Annotated in this window: 13 protein-coding genes and 1 pseudogene; 12 read left to right on the forward strand and 2 right to left on the reverse strand. The window is 72.4% G+C overall.

Going from position 1 to position 16388, the window contains the following annotated elements:
* Positions 1-96: 96 nt before the first annotated feature.
* Entirely contained in the window at positions 97-1863 is a 1767-nt protein-coding gene (gene leuA, locus ACU4ZT_RS08240) for a 2-isopropylmalate synthase (protein WP_414747962.1), read from the forward strand.
* 102 nt (positions 1864-1965) lie between these two features.
* Here leuA and ACU4ZT_RS08245 read toward each other — a convergent pair whose 3' ends face one another.
* Positions 1966-2643: a trimeric intracellular cation channel family protein gene (locus ACU4ZT_RS08245; RefSeq protein ID WP_445337003.1), complete on the reverse strand. Its 678-nt coding sequence runs from the start codon at positions 2641-2643 to the stop codon at positions 1966-1968.
* 118 nt (positions 2644-2761) lie between these two features.
* Between ACU4ZT_RS08245 and recO the strand changes: the two are divergent.
* The 4 genes and pseudogenes from recO to ACU4ZT_RS08265 all read left to right on the forward strand — a co-directional run.
* Positions 2762-3475 (forward strand): annotated as a pseudogene (gene recO, locus ACU4ZT_RS08250) (DNA repair protein RecO); the annotation flags it as partial.
* Between the two features lie 218 nt (positions 3476-3693).
* The gene (locus ACU4ZT_RS08255; RefSeq protein ID WP_445337004.1) at positions 3694-4560 is read left to right on the forward strand and encodes an isoprenyl transferase; all 867 of its coding nucleotides are present in this window, start codon (positions 3694-3696) and stop codon (positions 4558-4560) included.
* A 10-nt stretch (positions 4561-4570) separates the two neighbouring features.
* On the forward strand, positions 4571-5671 hold the full coding sequence (locus tag ACU4ZT_RS08260; RefSeq protein WP_445337005.1) for a Gfo/Idh/MocA family protein: 1101 nt from the start codon (positions 4571-4573) through the stop codon (positions 5669-5671).
* A gap of 108 nt (positions 5672-5779) precedes the next feature.
* Positions 5780-7165, forward strand: coding sequence for a glycine--tRNA ligase (locus ACU4ZT_RS08265; protein ID WP_063070259.1), 1386 nt, complete (start codon positions 5780-5782; stop codon positions 7163-7165).
* Between the two features lie 51 nt (positions 7166-7216).
* Here the strand turns inward: ACU4ZT_RS08265 and ACU4ZT_RS08270 are convergent, their stop codons facing one another.
* Positions 7217-7762, reverse strand: a complete 546-nt coding sequence (locus ACU4ZT_RS08270; protein ID WP_445337006.1) for an aminoacyl-tRNA deacylase — start codon at positions 7760-7762, stop codon at positions 7217-7219.
* Positions 7763-7813: 51 nt separating this feature from the next.
* On the opposite strand from ACU4ZT_RS08270, the gene ACU4ZT_RS08275 reads away from it, so the two are divergent.
* The 7 genes from ACU4ZT_RS08275 (at position 7814) to ACU4ZT_RS08305 (ending at position 16388) form a co-directional block, all read left to right on the forward strand.
* A complete protein-coding gene (locus ACU4ZT_RS08275) occupies positions 7814-8539 on the forward strand; it encodes a DsbA family oxidoreductase (RefSeq protein WP_270981585.1) in 726 nt (241 codons plus the stop codon).
* Positions 8536-8781 (forward strand): hypothetical protein, encoded by a 246-nt coding sequence (locus ACU4ZT_RS08280; protein WP_063071930.1) that lies wholly within the window; start codon positions 8536-8538, stop codon positions 8779-8781. The genes ACU4ZT_RS08275 and ACU4ZT_RS08280 overlap by 4 nt, the downstream gene beginning before the upstream one ends.
* A gap of 92 nt (positions 8782-8873) precedes the next feature.
* Positions 8874-10100, forward strand: coding sequence for a tRNA dihydrouridine synthase DusB (dusB, locus tag ACU4ZT_RS08285; protein ID WP_081235028.1), 1227 nt, complete (start codon positions 8874-8876; stop codon positions 10098-10100).
* Positions 10090-11364: a deoxyguanosinetriphosphate triphosphohydrolase gene (locus tag ACU4ZT_RS08290; RefSeq protein WP_414763356.1), complete on the forward strand. Its 1275-nt coding sequence runs from the start codon at positions 10090-10092 to the stop codon at positions 11362-11364. Before dusB ends, ACU4ZT_RS08290 begins: the two co-directional genes overlap by 11 nt.
* A 61-nt stretch (positions 11365-11425) precedes the next feature.
* The gene (gene dnaG / locus ACU4ZT_RS08295; protein ID WP_063071928.1) at positions 11426-13321 is read left to right on the forward strand and encodes a DNA primase; all 1896 of its coding nucleotides are present in this window, start codon (positions 11426-11428) and stop codon (positions 13319-13321) included.
* 167 nt (positions 13322-13488) lie between these two features.
* Complete coding sequence (locus ACU4ZT_RS08300; RefSeq protein ID WP_445337007.1) at positions 13489-15144, forward strand: ABC transporter substrate-binding protein; 1656 nt, start codon at positions 13489-13491, stop codon at positions 15142-15144.
* 149 nt (positions 15145-15293) lie between these two features.
* Positions 15294-16388, forward strand: coding sequence for an ABC transporter permease (locus tag ACU4ZT_RS08305; RefSeq protein ID WP_063071926.1), 1095 nt, complete (start codon positions 15294-15296; stop codon positions 16386-16388).

The raw sequence follows: 16388 nt of genomic DNA on the forward strand, positions 1-16388 counted from the left end.
GCCGCCTCCTCCTTAGTCGCCGCGGCGAGGCCTGATCCGGCCCTCCTCGTCGCGGAGTCCCGTCACGGCTGACCCGCACACGACGAGGAGACGACCATGAAGAGCACGCAGGCCCCCAGCGGGATGCCCATCCACAAGTACCGCCCGTTCCACGAGCAGATCCAGGTGGACCTGCCCGACCGCACCTGGCCCTCCCGCCGGATCACCGAGGCGCCGCGCTGGTGCGCGGTCGACCTCCGCGACGGCAACCAGGCGCTCATCGACCCGATGAGTCCCGAGCGCAAGCGGATCATGTTCGACCTGCTCGTGCGCATGGGCTACAAGGAGATCGAGGTCGGCTTCCCGTCGGCCAGCCAGACCGACTTCGACTTCGTGCGCAGCCTCATCGAGGAGGGCGCGATCCCGGACGACGTCACCATCCAGGTGCTCACGCAGGCGCGCGAGCACCTCATCGCCCGCACCTACGAGTCGATCCGCGGCGCCAAGCAGGCGATCGTCCACCTGTACAACTCCACGAGCGTGCTGCAGCGCGACGTCGTGTTCCGCACCGACCGTCAGGGGATCATCGACATCGCGCTCGAGGGCGCGCGCCTCTGCAAGCGGTACGAGGAGACGATCCCGGACGTGGACGTGTACTACGAGTACTCGCCCGAGAGCTACACGGGCACCGAGCTGGAGTTCGCGGCCGAGATCTGCAACCGCGTCGTCGAGGTGCTCGACCCCACGCCCGAGCGCAAGGTCATCCTCAACCTGCCGGCGACCGTCGAGATGGCGACGCCGAACGTCTACGCCGACTCCATCGAGTGGATGTGCCGCCACATCGACCGCCGCGACGAGGTCATCGTGTCGCTGCACCCGCACAACGACCGCGGCACGGCCGTCGCCGCCGCCGAGCTCGGCTACCTGGCCGGCGCCGACCGCATCGAGGGCTGCCTCTTCGGCAACGGGGAGCGCACGGGCAACGTCGACCTCGTCGCCCTCGGGATCAACCTGTTCACGCAGGGCATCGACCCCCAGATCGACTTCAGCGACCTCGACGGGATCAAGCGCACGGCCGAGCACTGCAACCAGCTGGCCGTGCCGGAGCGGAGCCCCTGGGCGGGCGACCTCGTGTACACGGCGTTCAGCGGATCGCACCAGGACGCCATCAAGAAGGGCTTCGAGGCCATGGCCGTCGACGCCGCGGCCCAGGGCAAGACGGTCGACGAGATCCCGTGGGCCGTGCCGTACCTGCCGGTGGACCCGCAGGACCTCGGCCGCTCCTACGAAGCCGTGATCCGCGTCAACTCGCAGTCCGGCAAGGGCGGCGTCGCGTACCTGCTGAAGGCCGACCACTCGCTCGACCTGCCGCGCCGCCTCCAGATCGAGTTCTCCGGCGTCGTGCAGGCCAAGACCGACGCCGAGGGTGGCGAGGTCACGAGCGCGCAGATCTGGTCGATCTTCCAGGACGAGTACCTCCCCGCGCCCCTCGACCGCGCCGAGGAGAAGTGGGGGCGGTTCGAGCTGACCTCCACGCGCACCTCGAGCGACATGGGCGGATCCGTCTCGCTCGACGTCGAGCTCCGCGACGGCGACGAGGTGCGGCAGGCATCCGCCGCGGGCAACGGCCCCATCGCCGCGTTCCTCCAGGTGCTCGCCGACCAGGGCGTGGACGTGCGCCTCCTCGACTACGTGGAGCACGCGCTCAGCGCGAGCGGCGACGCGCTGGCCGCGTCCTACGTGGAGCTCGAGGTCGAGGGCGTGCGCCTCTGGGGCGTGGGCATCGACGAGGACAGCTCCACGGCCTCGCTCGAGGCCATCGTCTCCGCGGTCAACCGGGCGATCCGCCGCACGGTACGCGAACCGGAGCTCGCCGCGGTCTGATCCGCGGGGCACCACCACGATGACGGCCGGGCGGCGACGCCCGGCCGTCATCGTGCGCGGGGGGCGTCCCGCGGGCGGCGCAGCTGCGGGGACGCGGGCGCCTCAGCGGCGGGGACGCGGGCGGCGCAGCGCCGTGAAGCGCAGGCGGCTGAGCGCGCGCTGCTCCGGCAGGCTCCAGCCGAAGCGCACCGCGAGGAGCCGCGTGGTCGCGGTGACGGCGACGCAGACGATGGCGGCGCCCCACATGGGCACCCCGAACGCGGCCAGCCCCACCACGATGACCGCGCCCACGGCGGCGGCGACCGCGTAGAGCGAGCCCACGTGCATCATCGCGATGGGCAGGTTGAGGAGCAGGTCGCGCACGAACGAGCCGCCGACGGCCGAGACGACGCCGATGAAGACCGCGGGCACCTCGGGGACGCCGGCGGCCATGGCCTTCGACGTGCCGATGGCGCAGAAGAGGCCGATGGTGAGCGCGTCGAGCACGGTGATGACGACGTCGAGGCGGGTGAAGATCCGCTCGAGCAGCATCCCGCCGAGCGCCGCGGCGACGGCCACGAGCATGAGCCAGTTGCTGGAGAGCGCGGCCGGCGTGACGTTGAGGAACACGTCGCGGAGGAGGCCGCCGCCGAGCCCCGTGGCCGTGCCGATGATGGCGACCCCGAGCAGGTCGAGCCGCCGGTCGCGGAAGCCGGCCGCGAACATGGCGCCCTGGAGGCTGCCGATGCTCACCGCCAGGAGGTCCGCCCACAGCGGGATGGTGAGGGGGACGGGATGCATGGCCTCCCCTTGATAGCACAGCGCGGGCGTCGCTCCCGGACCCGTGACGCCGGGCGGACCGGACCCGCCCCGCGCGGCGGCGGAGGGGGAGCCGGCGTCCGGGGCGGATAATCGACGGGTGCCCCTCTACCGTGACGAGATCGTCGTCCTGCGCACCCACAAGCTGGGCGAGGCGGACCGGATCGTCACGATGCTCTCCCGGCAGCACGGCAAGATCCGCGCCGTCGCGAAGGGCGTGCGCCGCACGCAGTCGAAGTTCGGCGCGCGGCTCGAGCCCTTCATGGTCGCCGACGCGCAGTTCTTCGAGGGCCGGACCCTCGACATCATCACGCAGGCCGAGTCCATCGCCTCCTACGGCGCCCTCATCGCGACCGACTACGGCAGCTACACGGCGGCCAGCGCGATGGTGGAGACGGCCGACCGCGTCACCGAGGACGAGGGCTCGCTCCAGCAGTACCTGCTCCTCGTCGGCGCGCTCCGGTCGCTGAGCCGCCGGGAGCACGGCGCGAGCCTCACGCTCGACTCGTACCTGCTGCGGAGCCTCTCCATGGCGGGCTGGGCGCCCAGCTTCCAGGACTGCGCGGTCACGGGCGCGCCCGGACCCCACTCCGCGTTCGTCGTGCAGCTCGGCGGCGTGGTCGCCGACGCGGCCGCCCCGCCCGGGTCCCCGCGCCTCGACCCCGACACCCTCGCGCTCCTGTCCGCCCTCCTCACGGGCGACTGGCGGCACGCCGAGGCGGCGACGCTGCGGTCCCAGGCGCGCGCGAGCGGCGTCGTCGCGGCGTACGCGCAGTGGCACCTCGACCGCGGGATCCGCTCGCTCGGCCTCGTCGACCGCAGCGACGCCCGCCAGCTCCTCCCGCCCACGGAGCAGCCCGTGCCGCTCGACGCACCCGACCTCGACGGCGCCGACCCGGATCCGGCCGCGGCCCTCGCCGCCGCGACCGCGTCCGTCGTCCGGGCCACCCCGCGCGACGCCGACCCCGACCCCGACGACGCGACCGCCGTCGCCGACCCCGCCGACCGATCCCGAGCACAGGAGACGACCCCATGAGCCGACGCCCCGAGGTCCCCGGCCGCACCGACCTGCCGCTCGACTGGACGGGGGAGCGTCCGCCCGAGATCCCGGCCGACCTCGTGCCGCAGCACATCGCGGTCGTGATGGACGGCAACGGCCGCTGGGCGAACCAGCGCGGCCTGCCCCGCACCGCCGGGCACCAGGCGGGCGAGGAGGCGTGGTTCGACACCGTCGCCGGCGCCGTGCAGCTCGGCGCGACGCACCTGTCCGTGTACGCGTTCTCGACCGAGAACTGGAAGCGCTCGCCCGCGGAGGTCCGCTTCCTCATGGGCTTCAACCGCGACGTGATCCACCGCCGCCGCGACCAGCTGAACGCCTGGAACGTGCGGATCCGCTGGGCCGGCCGCCGCCCCCGCCTCTGGCGCAGCGTCATCAACGACCTGCGGGTCGCCGAGGAGATGACGAAGGACAACACCGGGATGACGCTCACGATGTGCATCAACTACGGCGGCCGCACCGAGATCGGCGACGCCGTGAAGCGCATCGCCGAGGACGTGGACGCCGGGCGCCTCAAGGCATCGCGCGTCGACGAGCGCACGATCCAGCGCTACCTCTACCTGCCCGACGTGCCGGACGTCGACCTCTTCATCCGCAGCTCCGGCGAGCAGCGCACGAGCAACTTCCTGCTCTGGCAGTCGGCGTACGCCGAGATGGTCTTCCTCGACCGGCTCTGGCCCGACTTCCGGCGGAAGGACCTCTGGGACGCCGTCGAGAGCTACGTGCACCGCGACCGGCGCTTCGGCGGGGCGATCGACGCGCACGCGGGCGACGCCGACGAGGGGTCCGCCGAGGATCCCGACGCCCCGACGGACGGCGACCGGGACCCGGACGCTCAGTAGCATCGATCGGGTGAGCACACCCGACACCGCCTCCGCCGCAGCCCCGTCCGACACCGCCGCCGAGGCGCCCATCCGCGTCGGGATCGTCGGCTACGGCCTCGCGGGCCGCGTCTTCCACGCGCCGTTCCTCGAGGCGAGCCCGGAGTACCGCGTCGCGCTCGTCGCGACCTCGGATCCGGACCGCGCCGCGCTCGTGCGCGAGCGCCACCCGGGCGCCGACGTCGTGGCGTCCGCCGACGAGCTCTTCGCGCGCTCGTCCGAGCTCGACATGGTCGTCATCGCGTCGCCCGCCTCCGCGCACCTGCAGCAGGGCATGCAGGCGCTCGACGCGCACCTCGCCGTCGTGATGGACAAGCCGTTCGTCGCGACCGTCGACGAGGCGCTCATGCTGATCGAGCGGGCCGAGGCGCTCGGCGTGCCCTTCTCCGTCTTCCAGAACCGCCGCCTCGACGGCGACTTCCTCACCGTGCGCGCGCTCATCGAGTCGGGGCGCCTCGGCGACGTGCACCGCTTCGAGTCGACCTTCGAGCGCTGGGGCGGCCCGGTCCGCGACCGCTGGCAGGACCGCGAGACCCCGGCCGACGCCGCCGGCATCTCCTACGACCTCGGCAGCCACCTCATCGACCAGGCGCTCCAGCTCTTCGGCCCGGTCGTCGACTTCGCCTCCGAGCTCGCGACGGTGCGCGACGGATCCGCCAGCGACGACGACGCCTTCTACTCGCTGCTGCACGAGTCGGGCGTGCAGTCGCACATCACCGTCAGCCGCGTCGCCGCCCTCGCGGGCCCGCGCTTCCGCGTGCTCGGCACCGCCGGCGCGTACGCCGTGCACGGGCTCGACCCGCAGGAGCCGCTCCTCAAGCGGGGCGCGTCGCCGACCGACGCCGGCTTCGGCGAGGCGCTCGAGTCGGAGTGGGGCACGCTCGTCGAGGCGACGGGCGATCCCGCGGGCGAGTGGATCCCCACCCAGCGCGGCCGCTACGCCGACTTCTACGCCGCGATGGCCGACGCCGTGCGCGGACGCGGACCCGTGCCCGTCGAGCCGCGCGACTCCCTCGAGACCGTCCGCATCGTCGAGCTGGCCCACCGCCGGACCGCGGGCGACGAGGACTGAGCGCCCGCCCGTAGACTGGGGGCCGCCTTTCCCGGCGACCCGCGGCGCCCGCCCACCGGTCGTCGTCCGCCGACCGGGCACCCAGTCCGGCCCCACCTAGGAGCAATCGTGGCAACCCCCTCGCGTCTCGACCCCGTCATCAACCTCGCCAAGCGGCGCGGATTCGTCTTCCAGGCGGGTGAGATCTACGGCGGCTCGCGCTCCGCGTGGGACTACGGGCCGCTCGGCGTGGCGCTGAAGGAGAACATCAAGCGCCAGTGGTGGCAGACCATGGTCAACGGCCGCGACGACGTCGTCGGCCTCGACTCCTCGGTCATCCTGCCGCGCCGCGTGTGGGAGGCGTCCGGCCACGTCGAGGTCTTCAGCGACCCGCTCGTGGAGTCGCTGCACACGCACAAGCGCTACCGCGCCGACCACCTCCTCGAGGCGTACGAGGCGAAGCACGGCCACCCGCCCGTCAACGGCCTCGCCGACATCAAGGACCCGGACACCGGCCAGCCCGGCTCCTGGACCGAGCCGCAGAACTTCTCCGGCCTCCTCAAGACCTTCCTCGGCCCCGTCGACAACCAGGAGGGCATGCACTACCTCCGTCCCGAGACCGCGCAGGGCATCTTCGTCAACTTCGCGAACGTGCTGAGCGCGGCGCGGCAGAAGCCGCCGTTCGGCATCGGCCAGATCGGCAAGAGCTTCCGCAACGAGATCACGCCGCAGAACTGGATCTTCCGCACGCGCGAGTTCGAGCAGATGGAGATGGAGTTCTTCGTCGAGCCCGGCACCGACGCCGAGTGGCACCAGTACTGGATCGACCAGCGCTACGCCTGGTACACCGACCTCGGCATCGACCCCGAGAACCTCCGCCTCTTCGAGCACCCGGCCGAGAAGCTCTCGCACTACTCCACCCGCACGGTCGACATCGAGTACCGCTTCGGCTTCGCCGGCGGCGCGTGGGGCGAGCTCGAGGGCATCGCGAACCGCACCGACTACGACCTGCGCACGCACTCCGAGGCGTCCGGCCAGGACCTCTCCTACTTCGACCAGACGAAGAACGAGCGCTGGATCCCGTACGTCATCGAGCCCGCGGCCGGCCTCACCCGGTCGATGATGGCGTTCCTGGTGGACGCGTACCACGAGGACGAGGCGCCGAACGCGAAGGGCGGCGTCGACAAGCGCACGGTCCTCCGCCTCGACCGCCGGCTCGCGCCCGTGAAGGTCGCGGTGCTGCCGCTGTCGCGCAACGAGCGGCTGTCGCCGGTCGCGCGCGAGCTGGCCGCCGAGCTGCGCAAGGTCTGGAACATCGAGTTCGACGACGCGGGCGCCATCGGCCGCCGCTACCGGCGCCAGGACGAGATCGGCACGCCGTTCTGCGTCACGGTCGACTTCGACACGCTCGACGACAAGGCGGTCACGGTGCGCGAGCGCGACACCATGGCGCAGGAGCGCATTCCGCTCGACGATCTCATGGGGTACCTCGCGGGGCAGCTCATCGGCGCCTGACCCGCTCCGTGCACGACCGGTCCGCCGTCCCCGATGCCGCCTCGCGCGGGATCAGGGGCGGCGGATCGTCAGCTCGTCGGTGATGTCGCCGAGGGTGGCGCCGAGCGCCGTCACCAGCGCATCCGCGTCGACGAGCGCCGAGACGCCGTGCTCGCCCGCGCCCATGCCGATGCGGCGGCCGCGGATCCGCTCGTCGGCGTACACCGGCAGGTCGCCCTCCGCGCCGAGGGGCGTGATCGTGCCGCGCTCGTAGCCCGTCGCCTGGAACGCGACCTCGGGCGCCGGCATCGAGAGCTTGTTGACGTCGACGAGAGCGCGCAGCTTCGCCCAGCTGATCTGCCGGTCGCCCGGCACGAGCGCGATGAGCAGCGCGCCGTCGTGCCGCTTCACGACGAGCGACTTCACGAGGTGCGACGGATCGATGCCGAGGCCCGCGGCCGCCTCCTCGAGCGAGGAGGCCTCCGGTCGGTCGACCACTTCGACGTCGATCCCGAGGCGGGCGGCATGGGCGAGGACGCGGGCGCGTCCGCGGGGAGCGGCGTCGTCGGATCCGGACGGGGAGGGGGAGGGGGAGGGGGAGGGGGAGTTGTCGGCCATGACCGGGCAACACCGCGGGAATGCCCCGCCTTCCCGACCGGTTGCCCACCCGTGACCGACACCCCCGCCTCCGCCCTGCCCGCCCTCCGCGTCGACGTCTGGTCCGACATCGCCTGCCCGTGGTGCTACGTCGGCAAGCGGCGGTTCGAGGCCGGCGCGCGGGCGTTCGCCGCGCAGACGCCCGGCGCCCCGGCGATCGAGGTCACCTACCGGTCCTTCGAGCTCGCGCCCGACACCCCGGTCGACTTCCAGGGCACGGAGGTCGACTTCCTCGCCGGCCACAAGGGCATCCCCACCGAGCGCGTCCGCACGATGCTCGCCGACATGACCTCCCTCGCGGCCGCCGAGGGCCTCGACTACGACTACGACGCGCTGCAGCACACCAACACTGTCCTCGCGCACGAGCTGCTCCACCACGCGCGGGCGCACGGGCTGCAGCTCGAGATGGTCGAGCGCCTGCTGTCCGCCTACTTCACGGAGGGGCGCCACGTCGGGCGGGTGCCCGACCTCGTCGAGCTCGCGGCCGAGGTCGGCCTCGACGCCGACGCGGCGCGGGAGGCGCTCGAGTCGCACCGCCACCTCGACGACGTGCGGGCCGACCAGGCGCAGGCGGTCGCGTACGGCATCCAGGGAGTGCCGTTCTTCGTGATCGAGGAGCGCTTCGGCATCTCCGGCGCGCAGGACCCGACGGTCTTCGCGTCCGCCCTCGCCGAGGCCCTGGCCGCGCGCGACGGCGAGACCATGCGCGTCGTCGCGGGCGAGGAGGCGGCGCGATGAGCGTCCCTCCCGCCACGGGCACGCTGCCCGTCGTCGCGCCCGCGGCTCCGGAGACGCCGCGGCTCCCGCTCCTCGCGATGCGCGGATCCGCCGACGCCGCCGCCTGCGAGGGCGACGCGTGCCTCGTGCCCGGGGCCGTCGCCGCCCCGGCCGACGCGGGATCCGCCGCTCCGACGGACGCGGATCCCGCCGCCGACCTCGCGCGGGTGCGCGACGCCATCGACTCCGGACGGGCCATCTGACCCTCCCTCCCCAGGCCGTCCCCGCCAGCTCCTCGAGCGGATGCCCGCCCGCGTCCGCCGCCCGCCGTCCCGTCTGGGAGAATTGAGCCGTCATGTCGTCTCCGACCCTCACCCCCGTGCCCTCCGCGGCCGACGTCCCCGGCGCGCCCGCGGCCTCCGCCCGGCCCGCCCTCCGCATCGGCGGCATCCCGCTCGACGTGCCCGTGGTGCTCGCGCCCATGGCGGGCATCACCAACACGGCCTTCCGCCGCCTCTGCCGGGAGTTCGGGGCCGGCCTCTACGTGAGCGAGATGATCACGAGCCGCGCGCTCGTCGAGCGCACCCCCGAGTCGATGCGCCTGATCACGCACCATCCGTCGGAGAAGGTGCGCTCCATCCAGCTCTACGGGGTCGACCCGAAGACCGTGCGCGAGGCCGTCACCATGCTCGTCGCGGAGGACCGCGCCGACCACATCGACCTCAACTTCGGCTGCCCCGTGCCCAAGGTCACCCGGAAGGGCGGGGGAGCGGCGCTGCCCTGGAAGCTCGGGCTCTTCACCGACATCGTCGAGGGCGCGGTGAAGGCCGCGGGCGACGTGCCGCTCACGGTGAAGATGCGCAAGGGCATCGACGCCGACCACCTCACCTACCTCGAGGCCGGCCGCGCCGCCGAGGCCGCGGGCGTCGCCTCCATCGCGCTGCACGCGCGCACGGCGAGCGACTACTACAGCGGGCACGCCGACTGGTCGGCCATCGCGAAGCTCAAGCAGGCCATCACGAGCGTGCCCGTCCTCGGCAACGGCGACATCTGGGCGGCGGAGGACGCCATCCGCATGATGGACGAGACCGGCGCCGACGGCGTGGTCGTCGGCCGGGGCTGCCTCGGCCGCCCCTGGCTCTTCGGCGACCTCGCCGCCGCCTTCCACGCGCGCGCCGCCGGGTCGGATCCCGCCGACACGCCGCGCGCGCAGCCCTCGCAGGGCGCCGTCGCCGACACCTTCCGCCGCCACGTGGAGCTCCTCGCGGAGTTCTTCGAGAGCGAGGAGCGCGGCTGCCGCGACGCGCGCAAGCACGTCGCCTGGTACTTCAAGGGCTACCCCGTCGGCGGCGACCTGCGGGCGGCGCTCGCCTCGGCGTCGTCGCTCGAGGAGATCGACGGCCTGCTCGCCACCCTCGACCGCGACCAGCCCTACCCGGGTGCCGGCGCCGAGGGCGCGCGCGGCCGCCAGGGCAGCATGAAGCGCACGGCGCTGCCGGACCGCTGGCTCGAGAGCCGCGACATCGACGCGCAGGATGCGATGGACATCGCGGACGGGGAGATCCACAACAGTGGCGGTTGAGAGCACCGAGGCGCGGTCGGCGTATAGCGAGACCGACGCGGAGCGTTGGTACCCGGAGCAGCACTCCTCCCGCCGCAGCGACTTCGCGCGCGACCGCGCCCGTCTCCTGCACTCCAGCGCCCTCCGGCGCCTGGCCGCGAAGACGCAGGTGCTGAGCCCCATGGCGGGCCTCGACTTCGCGCGCAACCGCCTCACCCACTCGCTCGAGGTGGCGCAGGTGGGCCGCGAGCTCGCCTCGAGCCTCGACCTGGATCCCGACGTGGTCGACACCGCGTGCCTCGCGCACGACATCGGCCACCCGCCCTTCGGCCACAACGGCGAGCGGGCGCTCAACGACTGGGCGGCCGACATCGGCGGCTTCGAGGGCAACGCGCAGACGCTGCGGCTGCTCACGCGGCTCGAGCCCAAGGTCATCGGGCCGGAAGGGCGGCCGTACGGGCTCAACCTCACGCGCGCGAGCCTCGACGCGAGCTGCAAGTACCCGTGGCCGAGCTCGCAGTCGGTGCCGGATCCCTCGGGCCGTGGCAAGTTCGGCTTCTACGACGACGACGTGGCGGCGTTCGCGTGGCTCCGCGAGGGCGCGCCCACGGGCCGCCGCTGCATCGAGGCCGAGGTCATGGACCTCAGCGACGACATCGCGTACTCCGTGCACGACTTCGAGGACGCCATCGTGGGCGGCTACGTCGACGTGCGCGCGCTCGGCGCCCGGGTCGACCACGAGGAGCTCGTCGACTCGATGGTCGCGTGGATCGGCGGGGCGCACTCGCACGAGGAGCTCATCCAGGCGTTCGACCGGCTCGACTCGCTCGACGTCTGGGTCGACGAGTACGACGGCGGCCGCGGCGCCCAGGCGGCGCTGAAGGACCTCACCAGCCAGCTCATCGGCCGGTTCGCGGGCGCCGCCACGCAGCTCACGCGCGCCACGCACACGGACCGCAGCCTCATCCGCTTCGGCGCGCACGTGGTCGTGCCCCGCGCCATCCAGGCGGAGATCGCGGTGCTCAAGGGCATCGTCGCCGCGTTCGTCATGTCGAAGAACACGCGCCAGCCCATCTACGCCCGCCAGCGCGAGGTGCTCGCCGGCCTCGCCGACGCCCTGCACGCGCGCGGCGCCGACGAGCTCGACCCGGGCTTCGCGGGGGACTGGCGCGACGCTGCGGACGACGGGGCGCGCAAGCGCGTCATCGTCGACCAGGTCGCCAGCCTCACCGACCAGTCGGCCATCGCCTGGTACGAGCGCCTGTGCGCCCGGCCCGTCTTCTGACGCCCGTGCGGCGCGTCCCGCGGCCCGGGATCACGAGGGCGGCCGGACGTAGGATGAGCCAATGGCCCTGATCCGCAAGAGCGACATCGACGAGGTGCGCTCCCGGGTCAACCTGGGCGACGTGGTGGGGGAGTACGTCACCCTCAAGTCCGCCGGCGTCGGATCCCTCAAGGGCCTCTGCCCCTTCCACGACGAGCGCACCCCGAGCTTCCACGTGCGGCCGCAGGTCGGCTTCTACCACTGCTTCGGCTGCGGCGAGGGCGGCGACGTCTACACGTTCCTGCAGCGCATGGACCACGTCACGTTCGCCGAGGCCGTGGAGCGCATGGCGCAGCGCATCGGCTACCAGCTCCACTACGAGGACGGCCAGGCCGCCACCGACCAGGGCAACCGCTCGCGCCTGCTCGGCGCCAACGAGGCCGCCGCGGAGTTCTTCGTCGAGCAGCTCGGATCCGAGGAGGCGGAGATCGGCCGCACGTTCCTCGGGGAGCGCGGCTTCGACCAGGGGGCGGCGCAGCGCTTCGGGGTCGGCTTCGCGCCGCAGAGCTGGGACGCGCTCTCCTCGCACCTCCAGGCGAAGGGCTACTCCGAGGCCGAGCTCGTGACCGCCGGCCTCCTCAGCCAGGGCGACCGCGGCGCGTACGACCGCTTCCGCGGCCGGCTCGTGTGGCCCATCCGCGACCTCACGGGAGCCACGGTCGGCTTCGGCGCGCGCCGCCTCCGCGAGGACGACAAGGGGCCCAAGTACCTCAACACCCCGGAGACGCCCGTCTACCACAAGAGCTCCGTGCTCTACGGGCTCGACCTCGCCAAGCGCGACGTGAGCCGCGGCCGTCAGGTCGTCGTGGTCGAGGGCTACACGGACGTCATGGCCTGCCACCTCGCCGGGGTCACCACCGCGGTCGCCACCTGCGGCACCTCGTTCGGCGTCGACCACATCAAGGTGCTCCGCCGCGTGCTCGGCGACGACAGCGGGCTCGGCGAGGTCGTCTTCACGTTCGACCCCGACGCGGCGGGCCAGAAGGCCGCGATGCGCGCGTTCTCCGAGGAGCGCCGCTTCGCCGCGCAGACCTACGTCGCCGTCGGGCCCGAGGGGCTGGATCCCTGCGACCTCCGCCTCACGCGCGGCGACGACGCCGTGCGCCGGATGATCCAGGGCAAGAAGCCCATGTTCGAGTTCGCGATCAAGCAGATCCTCGCCGACCACGACCTCGACACCGTCGAGGGCCGCGTCGCCGCGCTCCGGGCCGCCGCGCCCGTGGTGGCGGACATCCGCGACCCGTCGCTCCGGCCGGGCTACGCGCGCGAGCTCGCCGGCTGGCTCGGCATGGACCTCACCGAGGTCGGCCGCGCCGTCCAGACGGCGGGCCGCAGCATGCCGGCCGACGGCGCCGACCGCTCCGGCGGCACGCCGTCGGGGCGCGGCGGATCCGGCCAGCACGGTCGCGACGAGGACGGCTCCGCGGTCGAGAGCTCCCGCTCGATGTCGCTCATGGACCTGCCCACCGACCTCGCCACCCGCCTCGAGCGCGACGCGCTCATGGCGATGCTCCAGCACCCGGAGCTCGTCGGGAACGACCTCGTGATGCGGGCGGCGCAGGTCACCTTCGTGAACGAGAGCCTCGCCGTCGTCCGCGACGGCGTCATCGGCAGCATGGACGCGCTCGGCGGCGCCGACTGGCTGTCGCGTGTGGCCCTCGAGGTGCCCGAGTCGTTCGCCACCCTGGTGAAGCAGCTGGGCGTGGCGCCGCTCCCGAACCGCGGCGACGCCGACAAGCTCGCGATCTACGTGAAGGGCGTCACGGCCGAGCTCGTCGGACGCGATCTCCTGCGCCGGAAGGCCGACCTCATCGGCCGCCTGCAGCGCACCGACGCGACGCACGAACGCGAGCGCTACCAGGAGATCCAGCGCGAGCTGATGCAGGTCGAGGCCGAGCGCCGCGCCCTCCGCGAATAGGCGGTCCCGCCCGTCGGCGGCTTTGTTTCATTCGTGTGAAGAAGCGTCATCGTGTGTCCCCGGGGTCGGGACTGCTGTTTCCCGTGTGTTAGAAATCATTCACAGCACAGCGTCCGTGTCTCCCGATGCGCGGGCGCGAACCCCTTCATGAAAGAGGCACTCGGAACATGACGTCCGCATTCTCCCGGCGCTCACGCGTCCTGCTCGCCACGGCCGGGTTCTCCGCCGCGGCCCTCGTCCTCGCCGGCTGCTCCGGCGGATCCGGCGACCCGCTCGCCGAGGACGGCGCGTCTGGCGGCGGCTCCATCGTCGTCGGCACGACCGACAAGGTCCTGTCGCTCGACCCCGCGGGCTCGTACGACAACGGCTCCTTCGCGGTGCAGAACCAGGTCTTCCCCTTCCTGTTCAACAGCCCCTACGGCAGCCCGGACGTCGAGCCCGACCTCGCCGTCTCCGGCGAGTACACCTCGGCGAACGAGTTCACCGTGAAGCTCAAGCCCGACCTGAAGTTCGCGAACGGCCACGCGCTCACCTCGAGCGACGTCAAGTACAGCTTCGACCGCACCGCCGCCATCGCGGCGAACGGCGCCGACAACGGCAACGGCCCGTCGTCGCTGCTCGCCAACATCGAGTCCGTCGCGGCGCCCGACGACACCACGGTCGTCTTCTCGCTGAAGACCGCGAACGACCAGACCTTCGAGCAGGTGCTCTCGAGCCCCGCCGGCCCCATCGTCGACGAGGAGGTGTTCCCGGCCGACAAGCTGGCGGACCCCGCCGACATCGTGGCCGCCAACGCGTTCGCCGGCCAGTACGTGATCACCGACTTCCAGCTCAACCAGCTCGTCGCCTACGCGCCGAACGCCGACTACCAGGGCGTCCTGCCGAAGGCCGCCAACGGCGGCGTCACCGCGCGCTACTACGCGGACGAGACCACCATGAAGCTCGCCGTGCAGAACGGCGAGATCGACGTGGCGGGCCGCTCGCTCGGCGCCACCGACATCGCCGACCTCAAGAAGGACGACTCCGTCCAGGTCATCGACGGCCCCGGCGGCGAGATCCGCTACATCACGTTCAACCTGAACACGCAGCCCTTCGGCACGACGACGGGCGAGGCCGACCCGGCCAAGGCCCTCGCCGTCCGCACGGCGGCCGCCGATCTCATCGACCGCGACGAGCTGTCGACCGAGGTCTACAACGGCACCTACACGCCGCTCTACTCCTACGTGGCCGACGGCCTCTCCGGCGCGAACCAGGCGCTGAAGGGCATGTACGGCGACGGGAACGGCGGGCCGGACGCGGACAAGGCGGCGAAGGCCCTCTCCGACGCCGGCGTGGCCACGCCCGTCGCGCTGCAGCTCCAGTTCAACCCGGACCACTACGGCGCCGGCTCGGACGACGAGTACGCGCTCGTGAAGCAGCAGCTCGAGGCGACCGGCCTCTTCCAGGTGAACCTGCAGTCCACCATCTGGGACCAGTACAGCAAGGCCCGCGTCAACGACGAGTACCCGGCGTACCAGCTCGGCTGGTTCCCCGACTACTCGGACGCGGACAACTACCTCACGCCGTTCTTCTCCCCGCAGTCGTTCGTGAAGAACCACTACGACAACCCCGCCGTGACGGACCTCATCACGCAGCAGCTGTCGGAGGCCGACACCTCGAAGCGCGCCGAGCTCATCGGCCAGATCCAGGACGAGGTCGCCGCCGACCTGCCGACCCTGCCCCTGCTCCAGGGCTCGCAGGTCGCGGTGGCCGGCAAGGACGTGAAGGGCGTGACGCTCGACGCGTCCTTCAAGTTCCGCTACGCCCCGATCACCAAGGGCTGAGCCGACCGGCGGGAGGGCGGTCGATAGGCTGACGCCCTCCCGGATGGGGCGTCCCGCTGCGGCGGGACGCCCCTCTCCTGTGTCGCCCTGGGCGGCAGCACCCGCCCGCTCCGCACCGATCCTCCGCCGACCTGAAAGGCACATCCGCCGTGACCGTCATCCCGGACGCCGTCCCCGCGTCCGCACCCCCCGGGGCGAAGCCGCCCAAGGCCCGGAAGCAGGGGATCGGGCTCGGCCAGTACATCCTCATCCGCGCCGTGCTCATTATCCCCACCGTCTTCATCCTCGTGACGCTGGTCTTCTTCCTCATGCGCATCGTGGGCGACCCGATCTCCGCCGCCGTCGGCGACCGCCTGACGCCCGAGCAGCTCCAGGAGCGCCTCGCGACCGCCGGGTTCGACCGGCCGATCGTCGTGCAGTACCTCGAGTACCTCGGCCAGATCGCGACGGGGAACTTCGGCCGCTCGCTCACCGACAACCGGCTCATCAGCGAGGTGCTGCTCCAGTACGGCTCCGCCACGCTCGAGCTGGTCGTCTACTCGCTCATCGTCGCGTTCCTCATCGGCATCCCGCTCGGGCTCGTGGCCGCGTACTTCAAGGACCGCACTCCCGACGCCGTGCTGCGGATCCTCGCGATCCTCGCCTACGCCACGCCCGTGTTCTTCGCGGGCCTGCTCCTCAAGCTCGTGTTCTCGGTCTGGCTCGGGATCCTCCCGCTGTCGGGCCGCGCGGACACGCGCGTCGAGGTCGCCCTCGGCCGGCTGGAGGACCCGACCGGCATCTACCTCATCGACGCGCTCCGCCTCGGCAGCCCCACCGCCGTGAGCGACGTGCTCGAGCACGCGGTGCTCCCGGCGCTCGCGCTCGGCCTGCTCACGGCCGGCATCTTCCTGCGGCTCGTGCGCACGAACGTCATCTCGACGCTCGGCACCGAGTACGTGGACGCGGCCCGCTCGCGCGGCGTGGGCGAGTTCCGCCTCACGACACGGCACGCGCTGAAGCCCGCGCTCATCCCGATCATCACGGTCGTGGGCCTGCAGATCGCCGTCATGCTCGGCGGCGCGGTGCTCACGGAGACCACGTTCGAGTGGCGCGGTCTCGGCTTCCAGCTGGCGCAGTACCTGGCCGCGCGCGACTTCGTGGCCGTGCAGGGCATCGTGGCGCTGCTCGCCGTGATCGTGGCCGTGACCAACTTCATCGTCGACGTCGTCGCGGCGCTCATCGACCCGCGAGTGAGGTACTGA

This window comes from Clavibacter davisi (genome assembly GCF_052751415.1).

Bases quoted from the DNA above. Each gene is read 5' to 3' on its own strand.
- leuA (WP_414747962.1), top strand. From the start codon at position 97: ATGAAGAGCACGCAGGCCCCCAGCGGGATGCCCATCCACAAGTACCGC.
- ACU4ZT_RS08245 (WP_445337003.1), bottom strand. From the start codon at position 2,643: ATGCATCCCGTCCCCCTCACCATCCCGCTGTGGGCGGACCTCCTGGCG.
- ACU4ZT_RS08255 (WP_445337004.1), top strand. From the start codon at position 3,694: ATGAGCCGACGCCCCGAGGTCCCCGGCCGCACCGACCTGCCGCTCGAC.
- ACU4ZT_RS08270 (WP_445337006.1), bottom strand. From the start codon at position 7,762: ATGGCCGACAACTCCCCCTCCCCCTCCCCCTCCCCCTCCCCGTCCGGA.
- ACU4ZT_RS08280 (WP_063071930.1), top strand. From the start codon at position 8,536: ATGAGCGTCCCTCCCGCCACGGGCACGCTGCCCGTCGTCGCGCCCGCG.
- dusB (WP_081235028.1), top strand. From the start codon at position 8,874: ATGTCGTCTCCGACCCTCACCCCCGTGCCCTCCGCGGCCGACGTCCCC.
- dnaG (WP_063071928.1), top strand. From the start codon at position 11,426: ATGGCCCTGATCCGCAAGAGCGACATCGACGAGGTGCGCTCCCGGGTC.
- ACU4ZT_RS08300 (WP_445337007.1), top strand. From the start codon at position 13,489: ATGACGTCCGCATTCTCCCGGCGCTCACGCGTCCTGCTCGCCACGGCC.